16 protein-coding genes are annotated in these 19,417 nt (G+C 71.0%); 3 read left to right on the forward strand and 13 right to left on the reverse strand.

What is annotated here, in order from left to right:
* Position 1: 1 nt before the first annotated feature.
* The 13 genes from ACWGJO_RS23010 to ACWGJO_RS23070 all read right to left on the reverse strand — a co-directional run bounded on the left by ACWGJO_RS23010 (position 2) and on the right by ACWGJO_RS23070 (position 15,626).
* The gene (locus ACWGJO_RS23010; RefSeq protein WP_452186367.1) at positions 2 to 730 is read right to left on the reverse strand and encodes a hypothetical protein; all 729 of its coding nucleotides are present in this window, start codon (positions 728 to 730) and stop codon (positions 2 to 4) included.
* On the reverse strand, positions 730 to 2,436 hold the full coding sequence (locus tag ACWGJO_RS23015; RefSeq protein WP_452186369.1) for a non-ribosomal peptide synthetase: 1,707 nt from the start codon (positions 2,434 to 2,436) through the stop codon (positions 730 to 732). The genes ACWGJO_RS23010 and ACWGJO_RS23015 overlap by 1 nt, the downstream gene beginning before the upstream one ends.
* Positions 2,436 to 2,618, reverse strand: a complete 183-nt coding sequence (locus tag ACWGJO_RS23020; protein WP_452186371.1) for a hypothetical protein — start codon at positions 2,616 to 2,618, stop codon at positions 2,436 to 2,438. Before ACWGJO_RS23020 ends, ACWGJO_RS23015 begins: the two co-directional genes overlap by 1 nt.
* Positions 2,619 to 2,652: 34 nt before the next feature.
* Positions 2,653 to 3,843 carry a cytochrome P450 gene (locus ACWGJO_RS23025; protein ID WP_452186373.1) on the reverse strand — a complete coding sequence of 397 codons (1,191 nt, stop codon included), beginning with the start codon at positions 3,841 to 3,843 and terminating at the stop codon, positions 2,653 to 2,655.
* An 88-nt stretch (positions 3,844 to 3,931) separates the two neighbouring features.
* Positions 3,932 to 4,627 (reverse strand): thioesterase II family protein, encoded by a 696-nt coding sequence (locus tag ACWGJO_RS23030; protein WP_452186375.1) that lies wholly within the window; start codon positions 4,625 to 4,627, stop codon positions 3,932 to 3,934.
* Positions 4,624 to 6,291 (reverse strand): non-ribosomal peptide synthetase, encoded by a 1,668-nt coding sequence (locus ACWGJO_RS23035; protein WP_452186377.1) that lies wholly within the window; start codon positions 6,289 to 6,291, stop codon positions 4,624 to 4,626. The genes ACWGJO_RS23030 and ACWGJO_RS23035 overlap by 4 nt, the downstream gene beginning before the upstream one ends.
* 32 nt (positions 6,292 to 6,323) lie before the next feature.
* Positions 6,324 to 7,097, reverse strand: coding sequence for a thioesterase II family protein (locus ACWGJO_RS23040; protein ID WP_452186379.1), 774 nt, complete (start codon positions 7,095 to 7,097; stop codon positions 6,324 to 6,326).
* A gap of 49 nt (positions 7,098 to 7,146) precedes the next feature.
* On the reverse strand, positions 7,147 to 8,904 hold the full coding sequence (locus ACWGJO_RS23045; RefSeq protein WP_452186381.1) for an ABC transporter ATP-binding protein: 1,758 nt from the start codon (positions 8,902 to 8,904) through the stop codon (positions 7,147 to 7,149).
* Positions 8,901 to 10,637 (reverse strand): ABC transporter transmembrane domain-containing protein, encoded by a 1,737-nt coding sequence (locus ACWGJO_RS23050; RefSeq protein ID WP_452186383.1) that lies wholly within the window; start codon positions 10,635 to 10,637, stop codon positions 8,901 to 8,903. Before ACWGJO_RS23050 ends, ACWGJO_RS23045 begins: the two co-directional genes overlap by 4 nt.
* A gap of 210 nt (positions 10,638 to 10,847) precedes the next feature.
* On the reverse strand, positions 10,848 to 12,113 hold the full coding sequence (locus tag ACWGJO_RS23055; protein ID WP_452186385.1) for a condensation domain-containing protein: 1,266 nt from the start codon (positions 12,111 to 12,113) through the stop codon (positions 10,848 to 10,850).
* 20 nt (positions 12,114 to 12,133) lie between these two features.
* Positions 12,134 to 13,276, reverse strand: a complete 1,143-nt coding sequence (locus ACWGJO_RS23060) for an acyl-CoA dehydrogenase family protein (protein ID WP_452186387.1) — start codon at positions 13,274 to 13,276, stop codon at positions 12,134 to 12,136.
* 75 nt (positions 13,277 to 13,351) lie between these two features.
* Positions 13,352 to 14,428, reverse strand: a complete 1,077-nt coding sequence (locus ACWGJO_RS23065) for a threonine synthase (protein ID WP_452186389.1) — start codon at positions 14,426 to 14,428, stop codon at positions 13,352 to 13,354.
* Between the two features lie 274 nt (positions 14,429 to 14,702).
* Positions 14,703 to 15,626: a TauD/TfdA dioxygenase family protein gene (locus tag ACWGJO_RS23070; RefSeq protein ID WP_452186405.1), complete on the reverse strand. Its 924-nt coding sequence runs from the start codon at positions 15,624 to 15,626 to the stop codon at positions 14,703 to 14,705.
* 290 nt (positions 15,627 to 15,916) lie between these two features.
* Here ACWGJO_RS23070 and ACWGJO_RS23075 point away from each other — a divergent pair, with 290 nt between their 5' ends.
* From ACWGJO_RS23075 to ACWGJO_RS23085, 3 genes are all read left to right on the forward strand, one after another.
* The gene (locus tag ACWGJO_RS23075) at positions 15,917 to 16,156 is read left to right on the forward strand and encodes an acyl carrier protein (RefSeq protein WP_452186391.1); all 240 of its coding nucleotides are present in this window, start codon (positions 15,917 to 15,919) and stop codon (positions 16,154 to 16,156) included.
* A 382-nt stretch (positions 16,157 to 16,538) separates the two neighbouring features.
* Positions 16,539 to 18,530: a carbamoyltransferase C-terminal domain-containing protein gene (locus ACWGJO_RS23080; protein ID WP_452186393.1), complete on the forward strand. Its 1,992-nt coding sequence runs from the start codon at positions 16,539 to 16,541 to the stop codon at positions 18,528 to 18,530.
* A 308-nt stretch (positions 18,531 to 18,838) separates the two neighbouring features.
* Positions 18,839 to 19,402 carry a class I SAM-dependent methyltransferase gene (locus ACWGJO_RS23085; protein ID WP_452186395.1) on the forward strand — a complete coding sequence of 188 codons (564 nt, stop codon included), beginning with the start codon at positions 18,839 to 18,841 and terminating at the stop codon, positions 19,400 to 19,402.
* The last annotated feature ends 15 nt before the right edge of the window (positions 19,403 to 19,417 follow it).

Consider the following 19,417-nt stretch of genomic DNA (forward strand, 5'->3'; position numbering starts at 1 on the left):
TCTACGCGGGCGGGCTGCACGGCTCCTCCTTCTCCCCGGTGGCCAGCAGGTTGGTGAGCAGGTCCTTCACAGCGGGCGCGTGGAACAGCTGCTCCGCCGTCACGTCGACCCGGTGCACCGCCCCGGAGCCCGGCCAGTCGAGCGCCTCGCTCAGCAGGACGTGGGTGGGAGCCGGCGGGGCCTGCGGGGGCACCGCCGCGGTCAGGGTGAAGCTGAGCCAGGCCCGCTGCCCCTCGGTCAGTTCGACCAGGATCTCCTCGTCGAGCCCGGGCGAGCAGCCGGTGATCACCGAGAGCAGGAAGGAGCCGGCCAGGGTGAGCGCGTCACCGGACGGCAGGCCGGCGATCGAGGGCACCTCGGCGGACTCGTCCATGGCCAGGGCGAGGTCGTCCAGCAGTTCCTGAGGCGCCGTGGGATCGGCCGGTGCCGGGTCGAGCACGATGAGCGGGACGTCCGGCCCGGGCAGCGCCTCCACCAGCGCCGAGGCCAGGCCGACGGCCGAGCAGTAGGCCAGCACCGCGACCGGGAGCGGCCCGGCGGCGGTGATCCGCTCGGCCCAGTGGGCGGCCTGCTCGGCCGTCCCGACGACTCCGTCGGCGAGGCCGGGGTAGTGCAACGGGTCGATCCTGAGGGTCCGCTCCTGCCAACCGTCGGGCAGGATGGCGCCGAAGGTCCTCCGGGGCACCTCGTTCCCGAACTCCAGTATCACGAGGGGCCGTTGGTCCTGCATCACTCCGCACTCCTGACGGCTTCGTCGACCTCGGCGGAGAAGTCCGCGAGGACCGGATGGTTGAAGATGGCCTGCAGCCCGATCTTGATGCCGAACTGCTCACGCGTCCGGGACACCGCCCGGGCGGCGATCAGCGAGTGCCCACCGATCTCGAAGAAGCTGTCCCCGGAGCCGGGGAGGTTCCCGGTCAGCTCGGACCAGATCTCGGCGATCCGCGCCTCGGTGGCGCCGAGGGGGGAGGGCTCGGCCGCGGCTGCGACCGGAGTGTCCGGCAGGGCCTTCCGGTCGATCTTGCCGTTGGGTGTCAGCGGCATCGCGACGAGCCGGTGCAGCCCGCTGGGGAGCATGTACGCGGGCAGCCGACCGGTCAGTGCGGCGCGGATGTCGCCCGGCTCGGCCTCGCCGCAGAAGAAGGCGCGCAGCGATCCGCCGTCCTGGTCCGGCACGTGGACGACGGCCGCCTGGTCCACTCCGGGAACGGCCAGGATCTCCTGCTCGACCTCGGCCGGCTCCACCCGGTGACCGCGGATGCTGACCTGGGCGTCCCGCCGCTCGACGAACTCCAGCTCGCCGTCGGCCGTCCAGCGGCAGAGGTCGCCGGAGGAGTACCAGCGGTTCCCGTCCTGGTCGGCGACGAACCTGCGGCCGGTGAGCTCCGGGTCGCCCCGGTAGCCGAAGGCCAGGACATCGCCTCCGATCAGCAGTTCCCCGGGCACACCGGGCTCGGCGACCTCGGCCCCGTCGGCATCCACCAGCCGGACCTTCGCGCCGGCGATGGGGCGTCCGATCACCGGCGCGCCCTCGGTGGGGCGGCGGCGCAGGTCCGCGCTGGCGGTGGTCACCACGGTGGCCTCGGTCGGCCCGTAGTGGTTGAAGACCGCGGCGGGGAAGCCGGCCGGCGGGCTCACCCGAAGACGGTCCCCGCCGGTCAGCAGGACGGCCAGGCCGACGGGCGGGGCCGGGAGGGCGAACAGTTGCTCGGCGAGCGGGGTGCTCAGGAAGCAGTGCGTGATGGCGCTCCGCTCGATGAACCCGGCGATCACCGCGCTGTCGACGATCAGCCGCTCGGTCGGCAGCACCAGCGTCGCCCCGCTCGCGAGGGCCGCCCAGACCTCCCAGACCGTGGCGTCGAACCCCAGCCCGGCGAAGGCCGCGACCCGCACCCCGGGCCGGGTGCCGTAGGTCTCCCGGTGCCAGGACACCAGGTTCGCCAGGCCCGCGTGGCCGACCTCGACGCCCTTGGGCGTACCGGTCGAACCGGAGGTGTAGATGACGTAGGCCAGCGGGGCCGGCGGCACCGGCGCCGGGGCCGTCCCGGTGCTGTCGAGTACCGGAACACCCGCGGGCACCCGTCCGGCGAGCCCCTCCTGCGCGAGCACGGCCACCGGCCTGGCGTCGTGCAGGATCGCCTCGACCCGGCCGTCCGGCAGTGCCGGGTCGAGCGGCAGGTACGCGGCACCCGCGAGCCAGCTTCCGAGCTGCGCCACGATGCCCTCGATGCCGCGCTCGAAGAGCAGGCCGACGAGGCAACCGCTCCGGTGGCCCTCGGCCTGCCGTATGCGTCCGGCCACCGCGGCGGCCGCGTCCCAGAACTGGCGGTAGGTGAGCTTCTGCTCGCCGCACTCGACCGCAACCGCGTCCGGATGCGCGTCGACGATCGCGCCGAGCATCCGGACCGCCGTCGGTTCGTTCACGATGCCCTGCATCACAGACCACTCCTGTCCCCGGCAAGCAGTTCCCGGTCCGCCCGGGCGGCGCGTTCCACCACGTCCCTGTCGCCCCGGTGATCCTGGTGGGTGAGGAACTGGCAGAGGTGGTGCTGCGACACCCGCTCCCCACCGATGAGGCTGTCCGCCGACTCCGGGGAGCCGCTCGTCACTCGTGTCATCCCAACTCTCCTTTCAGGGATGTGCGGTCGGCCGTCAGGAGGCCGTGCCGCGCACGGCCAGGCGTTCCAGGAGGGTGACGCCGAAGTGCTGCCTCGTCACCGGCGGCCCGTCGAGGGCGAGATCCGCCCACTTGCCGGCGAGGCGCTCCAGTACGATCTCGGACTCCATCCGCGCCAGCCCCGCCCCCAGGCAGTAGTGCGCGCCGAAGCCGAAGGTGAGGTGCCGCCTGATCTCGCGGTCGTAGTCCAGGAGGTCCGGGTCGGCGAAGACGGCCGGGTCGCGGTTGGCCACGCCGAGCATCAGCAGGACGAGATCCCCCTCCGCGATCAGGTGGCCGGCCGCCTCCACGGGCGCGGTGGCCACCCGGGCCACCTGCTGGACCGAGGTGTCGAAACGGAGCAGCTCGTCGACCGCCGGGCCCGGTTCACCGCTCCGCAGGTCGGCCCAGGCATCGGCGTGCAGCGCGGCCCGAACGGCCTTGCCGATGAAGGTCGAGGTGGTCTCGTACCCGGCGTAGATCAGCAGGCTCGCCGTGGCCCAGACGTCGGCGGCCTCGATGACGCCCCTCTGGCGGGCGTCGCGCAGCAGCCAGAGCCCGGTGCCCTCGCGGACCTCCGAGCGCAGGGCCTCGTCCACCACGTCCGCGATTTCCCGCAGGGCGCGATGACCCCTGGTCCTGACCTCCGGCAGGTAGTCCGCCAGCAGCAGCGCCGCGATGTCGGGCGCCCAGTCGTGCAGCCGGGGCGCGACCTCCCCGGGCAGGCCCAGGATCCGGCAGATGACCCGGCTGGAGAGCGGGACGGCGAGTTCCGCCATCACCTCCAGCCCGTCCGTCCGCCCCGCCAGGAGCTCGTCGACGAGCTCTTCGACGACGGGACGCATCGCGGCGAGCCGGTCGGCCGCGAAGAGCGGCGCGACGACCCGGCGGGCCGCCGCGTGCTCGGGGTCGTCGTTGAACATGAACCACCTGCGCACGACCTCTGCGGCCCGTCCCCCGCCCTCTCCCTCCCGGTGCAGGGTGGTGGTGCCCCGCTGCGGCCAGGCAGCCGACAGAGCGGGGTGCCGCAGCAGGGCCGTCGTCTCGCGGAACCCGGAGACGATCCACACCTCCAGGTCCTCGTCCCAGCAGACCGGCTCCTCCTCCCGCAGCGGGAGGTAGTCCGCGCAGGGGTCGGCCGCCGGACGGTCGTCGTCGCGGTAGGGGCAGCGTGGGGCCTGTGTCACGGTCACTTGGTACTCTCCGGGTTCTGGTCGACCCGGCGCGGCGGGGCGACCGACAACTGGCCGGGGGTCACCGGTGCGGCGGCCGGACTCAGCACGGCTCCCCCTTCGTACAGACCGCCTCGACGGCGGCCACGAGCTCACGCTCGGCGGAGTGCAGGAAGAAGTGGTCGCCGCGGATTTCCTCGACTCGGAAGGGACCGTCCGTGTAGTCCGCCCACGCCTCGACCGAGGACCGGTCCGCCTCGTCGTCGGTGTCCCCGTAGAACGCCACCACCGGGCAGCCGACCGTGCCCGGGGTGCCGGTGCCGTAGTCGCCGATGATCCGGTAGTCGGCGCGGATGACGGGGAGGTAGATGTCCATCAGCTCCTCGTTCTCCAGCAGCTCCTTCGGAGTTCCGCCCAACGCGGCCAGTCGCTCGATGAGTTCGGCGTCGGAGAGTCGGTGGCTGTCCGCGTCGGCGGCCGGCAGCCGGGGTGCGCGGCTGGCCGAGACCAGCAGCGCCGACGGCTGCGGAGCGCCCTTGGAGCGGAGCAACTTGGTCAGCTCGAAGGCGATCACAGCTCCGTAGCTGTGGCCGAACAGCACGTACGGCGAGGTCGGGTCGAGCTGCTGGTACAGGTCCGCGAGCAGGGCTGCCAGCTCGTCGATCGGCTCTTCCACGCAGCGTGAGCCCCGGCCGGGGAGCTCCAGCGGCACGACGGTGACGCGGTCCGGCAGGTGCCGCTGCCACGGGTCGTAGACGCGTGCCGAGCACCCGGCGTAAGGAATGCAGTAGAGGTTCACTCGGGCGTCTCCGTACGGAGGATGTGGTCGGTCAGCGAGGCGACGGTCGGGTTCCGGAAGATCTCCTTGATCGGCACCCGGATGTCGAGGCCGTCGGTGAGCCGCTTCTGGAGCACCGTCAGGAGGACCGAATTCCCGCCGGCGTCGAAGAAGTTGGTGTCCTCGTCGACGGAGTCCGCGGCGAGCGTCTGCCGCCACGCCTCGGCCACGAGTGCCCGGACGTCCCCCGGGGGCGCCGCGGCGGGCGTTTCGGCGGCCTGCACCGCCCGGTCGCCGGCGGCCGGGCCGGCCGCCAGCCCGATCCGGTCCACCTTTCCCGTGGTGGTGCGGGGCAGCGCGGACAGGGCAGTGATCCTGGCGGGGTGGTGGCTCGGCGGCAGCCGGTCCTTCAACCAGCCCTGGAGGTCCGCCTCGGCGCGCTGTACCACGAAGGCCACCAGCGCCGCGGTGTCGGGCCGGTCGGCGTCCTGGACCAGCACGACGGCCTGCGAGACCTCCGGGTGCTCCTCCAGGACGGCCTCCACCTCGCCCAGCTCGATCCGGTGTCCGCGCAGCTTGACCTGGCTGTCCAGGCGGCCGAGGAACACCAGTGCGCCGTCCGGCCCCCGTGCGACCCGGTCCCCGGTGCGGTAGACGCGGCGGCGGCCGTCGGGGGTGTCGCTGTGCAGGAAACGCTCGGCCGTCAGCTCCTCCCGGTTGAGGTAGCCGTGCGCCAGCCCCTCCCCGTAGAGCAGGAGTTCACCGCTCTCGTCGGTGAGGAGGCCCACCCCGGCCACCGGCTCGCCGAGCGAGATCCGCTCGGCGCAGTCCACCCGCGCCGCCGTGGACCAGAGGACTCCCTCGGTCGGGCCGTACACGTTCCAGAGTTCACCGCACCGCGGCAGCAGCTCCCGGGCGAGGCTCGGGGTGAGCGTCTCTCCGCCGGTCCACAGCCGGCTGCCGGGCGCACCCTTCCAGGCGGAGGCCGTGAGCATCCGCCAGAAGCTGGGGGTGGCCTGGACGACGTCCGGCGCGGCCCCCGCCACCAGCTCCGCGAAGGCGAGCGGATCCGCCCTGGTCTCCTCCGGGACCACCGTGAAGGAGGCCCCCACGGTCAGCGGAAGGAGCAGCTCCACCAGCGAGATGTCGAAGGACAGCGCGGCCATCGCCAGCACGCTCTCGCCGGCCGCCAGCCCCGGCCGCTCGGCCAGGCCGGCGAGGCGGTCGATCAGGGCCTCGTGGCCCACCATCACGCCCTTGGGCTGCCCGGTCGAGCCGGAGGTGTACAGGATGTAGGCGATCTCGCCCAGGTCCGGTTCCCTCGGCGGCGACGACAGTCCGTTCTCCTCCAGGGCGAACTCGCCCTCGGCCAGCTCGCGCAGCAGCAGGGCGGGGCGGGCGTCGTCGAGGACCCGGGCCCGCCTGGCCGGCGGGCTCTGCCGGTCGAGCGGCAGCACGGCGCAGCCCGCGGCGTTCGCGGCGAGGATGCCGACGGCCCCGCTGAACCGGCTGGACGCGTCGAGCGCCACGACGGAGCCCGGCCGGACCTTCGCCGCTGTCCGCTCGCCGAGGTCTGCGGCCAGCGCGGCGACGTCACGGTAGGTGTAGGTGCGTGCCGTCCGCGCGGCCACGGCCTCGGGCGTCCGCTCCGCCTGAGCCTGGACGACATTCCACACTGTCTCCACGCGAGCCCCCTGGGTTCGAAAAGAAGTACTGGTCAGTGGCCGACGGCCGGGAGCGCCCGGGACACGCTCCGGAGCACGGCCTCCCGCTCGTCGTTGAGGAAGAGGTGGCCGCCGGGGAAGACCTCCACCTCGGTCCGGCCGGTGGTCAGCTCGGCCCAGCCCTGGAGGTGCTCCTCGGCGACCCTGGGGTCCGCGTCGCCGCCGAAGGCCGAGACGGGGCAGGTGAGCGGCTCGCCCGGCCGGTAGACGTAGCCGGCGAACAGCGAGAGGTCGGCCCGGAAGGTCGGCAGGATGAAGGCGGCGAAGTCCGGGTTCTGCAGCAACACCTCCGGCGTGCCGTTGAGACGGCGGAGCTCGTTGATCAGCTCCTCGTCGGAGAGGTCGAGTTCACTCGGCTTCCTGGATTCGTGGGCCGGTAGCGCCCGGCAGCCGGACACCGTGATCCGGACCGGTTCCAGCCCCTGCTCTCGCTGCAGCCTGCGGGCGAGCTCCCAGCTGACGATGGCGCCCATGCTGTGCCCGAAGAAGGCGAACGGCCGGTCCAGGTACGGGAGCAGGGCGGGGAGAAGGACGTCCAGCAGCTCTTCCAGGTCCGCGATCGGCCGGTCGAAGAACCGGTCCTCCCGACCCGGCAGCTGCACGGCGTATGCCTCCACTCCTTCCGGGAGTCCGGCGCCCCACCCCCGGAAGACCGAGGCGCCTGCCCCGGCGTACGGGAAGCAGAAGAGCCGGAGGGCGCCGGGCCCGGTCCGGCCGGGAATCGGTCGGACCCAGCTCTGGGCGGTCTGTGGTGGTGCCGAGTGCATGGGGTTCCGCTCCTACGGGTGGGGAGGGGTCGGGAGGGCTGGGCCGCGCTCAGGCGCCGTGCCAGGACTTCCACAGCGCGGCGTACCCGCCGCCGGCCGCCAACAGCTCGTCGTGACTGCCCAATTCGGTCACCCGGCCGCCGTCCATGACCGCGATCCGGTCCGCGTCGTGGGCGGTGTGCAGGCGGTGGGCGATGGCGATCACGGTGCGTTCCTTGAGCACGGCCGCCAGCGAGCGCTCGGTGTGCCGGGCCGTGGTCGGGTCGAGCAGGGAGGTGGCCTCGTCCAGGATCAGCGTGTGCGGATCGGCCAGGACCACCCGGGCCAGGGCGAGTTGCTGGGCCTGCTGGGCGTTCGGACGGAGCCCGCCGGCACCGAGTTCGGTGTCCAGCCCGTCCGGCAGCTCGTCCACCCAGTCGATGTCGACGGCGGCCAGCACCGCGTGCAGGTCCTGGTCGGTCGCGGCGGGCGCGGCGATCAGGAGGTTGTCCCGGACGGTGCCGAGGAAGACGTGATGCTCCTGGGAGACCAGGACGACATGTCGGCGCAGCTGAGCCGGGTCGAGCTCGGCGACGGGCACCTTCCCCACTGTCACCCGTCCGGTGCGGGGCGTCTCCGCCCCGGCCAGCAGCCGGCCCAGAGTGGACTTGCCGGCTCCGGACGGGCCGACGATCGCCAGCCGCTCGCCCGGACGGACGGTGAGGTCGACGCCGTGCAGGACGTCCCGCTCACCCTGGTAGGCGTACCGGACGTCGACCACGTCGATCCGGTCGTCCTCGGGCCGGACGCCGCCGGTCACGGCCGGGGCGTCCATCTGGCCGATGCCCTCGACCCGGGCGAAGGAGGCGTTGCTGCGCTGGAGTTGGTCGAGCCAGAGCAGGATCTTGTCCAGCGGCTCGGAGAGCTTCCAGAAGTAGAGGGCGCAGGCGACCACCGCGCCGGTGGTGACCGCGCCGGTGTCGCGCAGGGCGGCGCCGAGCAGCAGGATGCCGGCGACCGGGGCGATGTACGAGAACTCGACCACGGGAAAGAGCACGGTGCGCAGGCTGAGGGTGTAGGTACGGGTGGCCCGGCAGTGCTCGACCGCCTCGGCCGTGGCGGCGATGCGGCGGTCCTGGAGGCCCAGGGCCTCGACGGTGCGGGCCCCCGTCGCGGTGGAGGTGAGGATCTCGATCAGCGCGGAGTTGGCGGCGCCTTCGGCGAGGTAACCCGTGTGTGCGCGGCGCAGGTACCAGCGGGTGGCGAACCAGATCCCGGAGAGGCAGAGCAGCCCGCAGATGCCGAGCAGCGGGTTGACCGCGAGCATGGCGACCAGGATCAGGAGGACCTGGACGAGCGCCACGGAGACCTCCGGCCCGGCGTCGCGCAGGGTGGAGCCGACGGTGGCGACGTCGGCGGTGCCGCGCGTCAGCAGGTCACCGACGCCGGCGCGTTCGGCCACCGAGGCGGGCAGGGCGAGGGAGCGGTCGACGAACCGCTCTCGGATCCGCGCCAGGGTCCGCTCGCCGAAGCGGTGGGCGGCGTAGCGGGCGAAGCGGCCGAGGAGCAGCTGCGCGAGCGCGAAGCAGAGGATGCCGAGGGCGAGTCGGTCGACGTGTCCGGTGCCGGCGCCGCCCCGGACGTCGTCGATGATCCGGCCCAGCAGCCAGGGGCCGCCCAGACCGGCGGCCGCGGCCAGTCCGTTGAGGGTCAGCATCGCGGCGACGGCACGGCCGTCCTGCCTCATCAGGCGCACGGCGGCCCGGCGGACCTCGGCGGGACCGGCGATCGGGAGCCGTCCGGGGTCGGTCTCGGTCTGAGCAGTCATCGGACGGCCTCCTCGGCGGGCGTGGACTCGGTGGCGGTTTCGCCGCGAGCCACCAGCGCGCGGTAGCCGGGCTCTGTCGCGAGCAGTTCCTGGTGCGGGCCGGCCGCCGCCAGACGGCCGTCGACGAGGTAGCAGACGGTGTCGGCCTGCTCCAGGAGGACGGGGGAGGTCGAGGTGAGGGCGGTGGTGCGCCCGGTGCGCGCCCGGCGCAGCCCGGCGGCCATGGCGGCCTCGGTGTGGGCGTCCACGGCGGAGGTGGGCTCGACCAGCAGGAGCACCTCCGGGTCCGCCAGCAGGACACGGACCAGCCGCAGCCGCTGGCGCTGACCGCCGGAGAGGTTGCTGCCCTGGGCCTGGATCATGGTGTCCAGGCCATCGGGCAGTGCCTGCACGATGTCCTCCGCCGCGGCATCTCGGACGGCCTGGGCGATGGACGGGCCGGTGTGCTCGGACCGGCCGTCGACCACGGTGCGCAGCGTGCCGGAGAAGAAGTCGGCGTCGTTGTCCGCCACCACGATCCGCCTGCGGATCTCGGCCAGGGCGATCTCGGCGAGCGGCACGCCGCCCCAGGTCGCGGCGGATGCGCTGTACCGGCCGAGCCGGTCGACCACGGCCGCGGAATCGGCTGGGCGGGCGCTCACGATCGCGGTCAGCCGGCCCGGGGCCAGTTCCACACCGGTGTCGGCGTCGTGCAGTGCCGATGGCTCGTCATGGGCCGGCCGCAGTGTTGCGGCGTCTTCGAAGGCGGGCTTCAGGTCGAGCATCCGGACGACCCGTCGAGCGGCGACCAGACCCCTGGTGAGGTCGTATCCGCCCTCGATGAAGTTGGAGACCGGTACCACCAGGACGGCGACGTAGCCGTAGACGGCGACCAGCGTGCCGATCGTGATGGTGCCCTCGGCTGCCATCCGGGCGGCCAGCCAGGTCACCAGCGCGAGGAAGAGGGCGGGCAGGCCGACCGAGAGCGCTTGGATCCAGCTGGTGACGGCGCCGACCCGGTAGCCCTCGGCCTGCAGGTCCTGCGATCCGCGCAGGTAGCGGCCGGCCAGCATCTCCTTGCCGCCGATGCCGTTGAGTACGCGCATGCCGCCTACGATGTCCCCGAGCCGGGCGGTCAGCGCCCCCTGCTGCGCGCGGTACTTGGACTCCGCGCCCTGGAGGCGTTCCAGCAGCGGTCCGACCACGACCGCGAGCAACGGCACCCCCAGCAGGACCACGAGGGCGAGCGTGACGGAGACCGACAGCAGCAGCGCGGCCGCCACGATGTACGCCACGACGGCGCCGACGCCCGGGCCGGTGATCGTCAGCGTCTGGCTCATCTGCGCGACGTCGCCCACGCCGATGCTGGCCACCTCGCCGGCCGTCACCTTGCGGGGCAGTTCGGCACCCAGCCGGGTGGAGTGCGCGACCACGACCTTGATGGTCCGGAAGGTGGCGTCCATCCGGACCCGCGTCATGATGCGGTGGCGCATGATGCCGAGCCATGCGTTGAGCAGCGCGGCGCCGACCAGTGCGGCCACCCAGCCGACCAGGACGCCGGTCTTCCCCTGCTGGAGCCCGTCGTCGATCGCACGCTGCATGAGGTACGGCGGCAGCAGGAGGCCGACCATCCAGAGGGTGCCGATCACCGCACCGCCCGTCACCCGCCGGCGCTGACTCATGGTCAGCCACCACAGGTAACGCGCGGCACTTCGGTGATCCGGGGTTCCCGGATCGGCGTACGAATCCGTCATGAGTGAAATCCTAACCATCTTTCCTGGGCCGTATCCAGATATTCCTTCCACCTCCCGACCGCCTGTGGCTATAGTCACCACGGACGGGAGGTGGTCATGATGAAGAAGCAGCTTCGGGGAATCTGCGCAGGCTTCTAGAACTGGCTCGACCAGGCCCAGGGATGCCGAAGTGCGGGGAGAAGAAGCGTTTCTCCCCGCATTCCTCTGCCTTCAGAAAATTCGCCAAGTATTATCCAGTGAAACTTCCGCCAGGGAGTTCTCGAACCCCTTGGACATATTGATCAGACCAGCCTCGATCGACGCCGCGAGAACGGCTGGGAGATTTCCTTCGAGATAATCGCGGCTCGCGCCCACTCCGATGAGGACTCCCTTCCCCGTGGCCACTGCCAGGTGGAAGTTCGGCCCTGACCGCTGGGTGGACGGACGCCACTCGATCCCGGTGCGCAGGGAGGACCCGGCGGCCGGCTCGGCGCCCACATCGCCGAGGAAGTTGTAGTGCTTGGCGAAGGCGGTGGGGTCCGTCTCCGGCAGGCCGGCCTCCCGGAGACTCTCCTTCAGTGCGTCGACGTCGTAGCAGCCGTTCATGTACGCCGCCATGGACTGGACGTAGCAGGCCCGCAGATACTCCAGCGGGTGGGCCTCCTCGTCGACCGTGACGGTCACCGGGGCGAACTGGTTGAGCGAGCCGACCAGCGGCACCCACCGGGTGGTGAGCCGGTTGGCGGCCATCAGCGCGAAGGTCATCCGCTCGGTGCGCTTGAGCCGGGACAGCGCGAGCGCGCCGACGCCGAGCACCACCGACTGGACCGAGATCTTCAGCCGGTCGGAGAGCTCCCGCGCGGCGGTCAGTCCCTCCAGGCTGTAGAGCGACGCCCGGCGTCGCTCGGTGGCGTCCTCCGGATCCCGGTCCGTCGGGACGAGCCGGCTCCAGGCCTCGGTCCAGTGCCGGACGCTGCGGGTGCCCGGTTCCTCCTGCTGCTCCCGCGCCATTTCCAGCGGCTGCACCACCGGCCCGAGCGCCCCGCCCTCCAGGAGGACACCGAATTGCTCCTCCAGCACCCGCAGCGCACCGTTGTCGGCCGCCACGTGGTGGATCACGGTGACCAGGTGGAGCGCATCCCCCCGGTGAGTGGTGACGAACGCGCGCCACGGCAACTCGGTCTCGATGTCGATCGGCTCGACGGCCGCCTCGGCACCCAGCCGCAGGGCCGCCGCGAAGCTGTCCTCGGCCAGCTCCAGCGCAGCCACCCGGGACGGGCGGTACGGGTGGACCGTCTGGGCCGGCGTCGGGCCGCTCAGGTCGTAGGTGGTCCGCAGCGAATCGTGTTTCTCCACCAACTGGAGCCAAGCATCCATGACTTGGGCCGCGCCGAGACCGAACGGCACCTCCCAGGCACTGACCAGATTGGCGACCGCCCGATGGTCGGGGCCGTGCGTCTCCAGCGAACGCAGGACCGACAGCTGACCGTATGTCACCGCCCCCGTCCGGAGCTCGCTCACAGCCGGGCCGCCCGGACGGCGAACTGACCGAGCATGGTCTGCTGGATCTGCGTCGTGCCCTCGATGATCTCCATCACCTTGGCGTCCCGGTAGTGACGCTGAACGGAAGCCTCCGCCCCGATGCCCTGGGCACCGTGGATCTGCACCGCGTCGGCGGCCGCCTTGACGGCGATCGTCGAGGTCCGGTACTTCGCCAGCAGGGTGTGGTTGACGGACTCCGTCTCCCCGCGCTCCTTGCTCACCCCGGCGTGGTAGCAGAGCAGCCGGGCCGTGACGGTGTCGGTGAGCATGTCGGCCAGCAGCTGCTGGACCAGCTGGTGGTTGCGGATCTCGGTGCCGTACTGGGTGCGGCGGCCGGCGTACTCCGTCGAGGCCTCCAGGCAGGCCTGAGCCAGACCGACCGAGCCCCAGGCGGTGCTGTAGCGGCCGAGGTCGAGGGCGCTGGAGGCGACGAAGGTGAGGCCGAGGCCGGGACGCCCGACCAGGTTGGCGGCCGGGATCCGGCAGTCGTCGAAGGTGATCCGGCCGAGCATCGAGCCGCGCAGGCCGAGCAGGCCATCGATCGGTTCCACCGACAGGCCGGGAGTGTCCCGCTCCACCAGGAAGGCGGTGTGCTGCCCGTCGAACGCGGCGAAGACCAGGAAGAGGTCCGCGATCTGCGCGAAGCTGATCCACTTCTTGGTGCCGCGCAGGACGACATCGGCGCCGTCGGCCGTCGCCGTGGTCCCGACGGCGGCGGCGTCACTGCCGACGTCCGGCTCGGTCAGGGCGAAGGCCGCCAGCGTTCGGCCCGAGGTGATCCGGGGAAGCCACCGCTGCTTCTGCTCCTGCGTTCCCCACTTGTGGATCGAGTGGGCGACCATGTCCTCCACGGCCACGAGGTTGCGGACCGACTGGCAGCCTCGGCCCAGTTCCTCGGTGAGCAGTCCGTATTCGACCCAGTCCATGCCGAGGCCGCCGAACTCCTTCGGGACGGGCGCGCCGAGGTAGCCCTGCGCGGCCAGGTCGGCGACGGTCTCCCGGGAGACCGCTTGCTCGCGGTCGCAGCGGTCCGCCCGCGGGACCAGGACACGGTCGGCGAAGGCACGGAACTCGGCGTGGCGCTCGGCCTGCTGCGGGGTGAGGTGACTGAGTATCAACGAATTCCTTGCGAACGTGAGGGCGGGCACATCACTCCGGTGGGAGCGGTGGCATCCGGCTCGGAGAGGGGAGGCTCAGCCGGCCGTGGCGGCGGCGAGGGCCGGTCCGGCGTCGGCGGCGGTGTACCGCTCACGGCCGGTCAGGTTGACCAGGACGACCTGGTCCGGGGTGATCCGCCGGGCCGCGGCCTCGTTGCGCAGCGCGGCGATGGTCGCGGCCGAGGAGTGGCAGACGTCCAGCCCCTCCAGCTCGCGGAGCATCGTACGGGCTTGGACCAGTTCGTCCTGGCTCACCGAGACGATGGAGCCACCGCTCTCGGTGGCGATGTCCCGCATGTAGGGATAGGTGGCCCGGCCGTCGCCGAGCAGGATGGCCCGGGCCAGACCTGTCGGGTGCTCGATGACGTCGTCCTCGGTGAGCTCGGCCCGTCCCTCCCGCCAGGCCACGGCCATCGGCGCGCAGGTGTCCTGCTGGACCATCACGAAGCGGGGCGAGGAGGTGAGCCGGCCGCAGGCGAGGTACTCTGCCACGCCCTTGCGTGCGGCCATCATCCCCATGCCGCTGCTGATGGCCTGGACGACGACGTCGGGCTTGTCGTCCATGGCGTCGAAAGCTTCCAGGTAGGTGAGCTTCAGGCCCTCGCGACGGGCCCAGTTGAAGAACCCGCCCTCCCAGACCAGCCCCTTGCGAGCTGCGAACTCCTGGGCCGCCCGGGTGGCTTGTGCGTAGTTGCCGTCCACCACGGTGAGGGACACCCGGTCGCCGGTCTCGATGTCGTGGTCGCCGGTGAAGTCACGGCCGCAGAAGAAGTGTGCCCGCATCGAGTGGTCCCTCCGCACGGCGCGGGCCAGGGCGGTGGAGCTGTTCCCGGTGCTGGAGGCGACGAACTCCTTGATCCCGAACTGCCGGAACACGGCCAGGACCACGGAGGCCAGCCGGTCCTTGGTGGTCCCGGTCGGCTGCTGGGACTCGTCCTTCACCCAGAGGCGGGGCAGACCGATGACCGCTCCGAGACGTGAGGCCGGACGGCAGGGGGTCCGCACACTGATGCCGGCGTCGAGTAAGTGCTCGGATTCGACCGGAAGGAAGTCCAGGTAGGTCAGCTCAGGCCGGTCGCCGTCGCGCTCGGTGACGTTCTCCAGGTTCATCATGGGATCGAGCGCACCCGAACACCGGGGACATCGGAGCCGGAACTCCGGATCGGATTCCCAGCCGCAGTCGACGCATAACAGGCGGTACCTGGGTGGCGCTTCGGCTATTGCACAGTGGTCGACGACCGGCATTTTGCTTTTCCCCCACAGAAGTTACCGGAGAATGGACCGACTGGCCCGAATCTGTGCCGGAGCCACGATGCCAGTACATCTACATATGACCGAGTTGACCTGCATGGACCACCTGATCGCCGTGGCGTCACGGCGCGGCCTCTCAGGCCAGCGCTTCGCACCGGCCTCCCATGAGGGCGCGCGACACGAAGCCGTCGGGCCCGCGGGGCACGTCGCCGACGACGGTGGTGCGGTGCACGATCCGCTCCTCCTGGAACATCAGGCCGTCCACCGGACCGGCATGGGCCACGGCGCGGTTGTCCCACATGACGAGGGTGTCCCGCTCCCAGCGGACCCGGGCGTGGATCTCGTCCCGCCCGGCGAGCTCGTCGAGAAGGAAGTCCAGCAGGGCCGCGCTCTCGCGGGGCTTGAGACCGCGGATGGCCTGGAGGAAGACGGCGCTGACGAGCAGGCTGCGCGCACCGGTCTCGGGGTGCACCCGCACCAGCGGGTGCACGGCCGCGAAGGGGCCGGCCGGCTTGCCGTCGAAGCGGGGCGCCGCCGTCGGGACGTGTCGGGAGTGGATCGCCTGCAAGGTGTCGACGTACCCGCGGAGGGAAGACGACAACCCTTCGTAGAGCGCTTCCAGATCGGCGAAGAGAGTGTCGCCGCCGACCGGTGGAATCTCGACACCGCGCAGAATGGTGATGGCGTTCGGATTGACCACGAAGGTGCTGTCGACATGCCACTCGGTCCGCAGGCGCCGCGGTGTCGTTCCCTTCAGCGGATGACTGAGGCCGGCCTCGGCCTCGACCAGCGCCCGTCGCTCCTCCGACAGTGCGGTCCGCAACACGGCGGGGGCTTCTCTCAGACCGTTCACGATGGGATGTGCCGCAGTGGCACCACCCAGAGCATTGGTGAGTTCAACCTGTTGCGCGTCACTCATCGGCTGATTCCGGAAAACGAGAACTTTGTGACGCACCAGGGCCTCGCGAAGGCGGGCCACTACGGCCGGCGACAGCTCCGCCGCGAGATCGACGCCTTCCACCTCCGCGCCAGTGATAGGCGTGAGAGGCCGAAAAGTCATTTCTGACACCAGATCCCCCAGCGGTGTGTGCCTGTGCGATCAAACGTCGGCCACCCTACCCCAGGGCACCCACGTCCTGTCGAGCCTTCGACCAGGGAAAGCGCGCCGACTCGACAAGCTGTTGCTTCACTACGCCCGTTTCACACCAATCTCGCCCACCTGACCCAACGCTGCACAATCTGGACATCAACCATCTCCCAAGCAAAAAAAGAGACTTGACGATGTCTCAGCAACACCATAGGGTCAAATACCTGGATAGGCCTCGAATGCAAGAGATCTGGGAACACAAAATGTCGAACGCACAGTCCGACGACTTGATGTCGGTGATTTCCGAAGTATTCGCCCCCCTTGAAGTCGCGCTGGACAGCACTTTCGACGACCTCGGAGCCACCTCCGTGTCGCTGCTCCGCCTGATGGTCTCGATCCAGAGCACGTTCGACGTCGATCTGGACGTCGTCGACATGTTCACCGTGGCCAACGTCGGTGAACTGGTCCAGCTCGTCGAGGAGCGGGTCCCCGCTTCGAAGTAGTCCCGCCACGGACGGACCCGAGCGATCCCGTCGCTCGCCCCGGGGCCGGCGCACACACATGAGGACGCGGGGTCGGAGCCTGTCCCCGCCGTCCCCGTCCCGAGGCCTCGCCGAAGGTCGAAGTCCCCGTGCAGGCCGCCGCCGGAGCTCCGGCTCGAGGCCTCGCCGAAGGTCGAAGTCCCCGTGCAGGCCGCCGCCGGAGCTCCGGCTCGAGGCCCGATCGCACCCGACCGGGACGGCCTGTCGCACCTGACGTCGCCGGTGGACACCGACGCCCGGCCGAGCCGGCCCTGGCAGCCTCGCGACCGCCTACGCGGGCCGTTTCCAGGACCGTCCGGCCCGAAGAGCCAGCAGCCACTGTCCGACCGTCGAAAGAGACATCGTGACCGCGTACCCAGCCGCGAAGTACTTCCTGTCGAGCTACATCTCCCCGCCCGGCGGCTTGTCCGTCATCGCACCGCGCCATGACCAGAACATCGCGCTCTGGCGCAGTCACGACTCGCGGGTCGAACTCGTCAGAGTCTGGGAGCTCGAGCGCGTCAGCGGACAGAAGCACCACTTCTGGCCGCTCTTCACCGTCGACCGCTACAACAAGGTGCTGTCCGAACTGCTCGCGGCCGAGGGGCTCTCCCCGGAGGACGTGAGCCTGTCCTGGGGCACGCCCGGCCTGCCGCACCACGCCGACATCAAGCTGCCGGCGGGCACCGAGGACTTCCCGGTCCACAGCCTCGCCCACCTCTACAGCGGACTGCTCCTCGACTCCGAGGTGTTCCGCAGCGAGACCATCATCGGACTGGCCCTGGACGGCCGGCCCGACTTCGGCCTCGACCGGACGGGCAAGAAGTACTGGTACACCGGCTGCGTGTCGGCCAAGGGCGACGTCGACTTCGCTCCGGTCGAATCCCCGGCCCCGATTTATGACGCCGCGTCATCGGAGTTCGGCAGGGAGCCGGGCACCCTGATGGCCCTGGCGTCGGCCTGCCCCACCGAAATCGCCTTCGACACCGAGGCCGCGGTGCGGGAGCTGGAGCTGTTCGGAGGCCGACGAGTACCGCTGGTCGACACACTTCCCTTCGTCCAGGCCGTGATTCGTGCGGCCGAGTCCCAGTTGCCGTCCATGGAGCCGGACAGCCGCTTCACCCACCAGGAGCACCTGCAGTCCGCGGTCATGAAGATCGTCCAGACGGCCTGCGAGCTCGTCATGGTGCGCAACGTCGACCGGCTGCTCGAGTCGGCAGGGGTGGACCCGCGCCAGGCGTACCTCTCCCTGAGCGGGGGCTTCGCCCTCAACTGTCCGACCAACTCCTTCCTCCTGCGCCGCTACGGATTCAAGGGCCTGCTCACTCCGCCGAGCGCGAACGACTCCGGCCAGTCCCTCGGGATCGGCCTCCTCGGCCTGCTCGGCGAGGGACTGCTCCCGGGCGGTGGTTTCCGGCTCACGTCCGCCTACCACGGCTCCGAGCTCACCGACGTCGAGAGCGCGCTGCAGCACTTCGACGACTTCATCGAGGACGTCGAGGAATTCACCGAGGCCCGGTTCGTCGAGGATCTCTCCACCGGACCGCTGGTGTGGGCGGACGGAGCGGCCGAGATCGGTCCGCGCGCACTGGGCCACCGGAGCATCCTCGCCGATCCCCGCTCACCCCGGTCGAAGGAGCTGCTGAACGACTGGAAGAGCCGACAGTGGTGGCGCCCCGTGGCCCCGATCGTCCTGGAGGAGTACAGCGGCGAGTGGTTCGAGGACCCCTGGCCCTCGCCCTACATGCTCGAGACGGCGTACGTGACCGAGTCCAAGCGCCGCCTGGTCCCGGCCGTCCTCCATCTCGACGATTCGGCCCGGCGTCAGACCCTGTCCGCCGAGACCAACCCCCTGCTCCACCGGGCGATCGAAGCGTTCCGGCAAGCCACGGGGGTGCCGATGGTGTGCAACACCTCCCTGAACGACAAGGGTGAGCCGGTGGTGGACACGGCGGCCCAGGCCCTGAACTTCGCCATCCGCAAGGGCGCTGCCGTCGCCTACATCGCGGGCCGCCGCGTCCGGTTGCGCACGGAGGCCGCCGGCCGGAGCCCGGTTCCCACGCGTCGGCACGATCGTCGCGAGGAGCTCTTCGCGGGCCAGGAGCAGGACCGCGACGCGATCTGGGAGTCCTGGGCCGAGTCGGGCTACACCACCGCGGCCATGGTCCTGATGTCCCGCTCCCCCGAGCTGCGCGATCAGACGTTGGCGAAGCCCGCCGTGGTCAACCAACTGGCCGAGGTCGCGAGCGCCCGCGACGCGAGCGGCACGCTGGCCCTCGCCGCGGCGAAGCACGCCCGGATGTTCGGCCCGGACGCCGTCTTCGACACCGAGTCCCAGGAAGGTGCGGCTTTCTGATGTGACATCAGTTCCCGTGCGCCGGGACGGGACGGATGTCACGCGCGCACCGCCGGCTCCCAGGGTTCTCCCGGTCCGGAGGGTGACGGGGAACCGGGTGCCGCGCCCGCGGAAGCCCTGGAACGGCCCTCCGGACCGTCCACCGCCCGACGGCCCTGGTCCGGCGGCGTCCCGCGCCCGCCCGGCACTTTCCCGACAGCCACCGTCCGGACGGCCGTGCCGTCATGACCGGCTCCGCTCCAGCAGTACGGAGGATCAACGCAGTGAACACGAGATCGCTCTGGGCGCACACCTCTGACATGGCTCACATGAGCGAGGAGTCCCGGGCCGGACACCCCTCGCACGCGGTCGTGACCGAGCGGATCGCGGCACTGCACGGCGAGGAACCGTTCGAACTGCTCGACTGCGGTGTCATCTCCGGGGTCACCTACCGCCACCTGCTGACGGCGGGCCTGGAGGTCGACTACACCGGCATCGACATCAACGAGGCCGCCATCGACGACTGCCGCGCGCTCCACCCCGAGGCACGGTGGGAGCGGATGAGCGTCACCGACCTCACCTTCCCCGAAGGCTCGTTCGACGTGGTGAACTGCCGGCACGTGCTGGAGAGCCTGCCGTACTACGAGACCGCCGTCCGCGAACTGTTCCGGGTCTCCCGCCGCACCGTGGTGATCTGCATGTTCCAGGTGCCGCGGGAGACCGAGGTGCTGCTGCGGCGCGATACGGCCGACGGCTACATCTGGCTCAACCGCTACGCCGCCGGCCCGTTCGAGGCGCTGCTGCACTCGCTCTCGGAGACGGTCGAGATCATCGACGTCCCCGCCGACCACCGCCGCAACCAGGTCTATCTCTGCACCAAGCGATCCGCGTAGCCGTGGCCCGTTCCG

It is taken from the genome of Kitasatospora sp. NPDC054795, assembly GCF_053611565.1.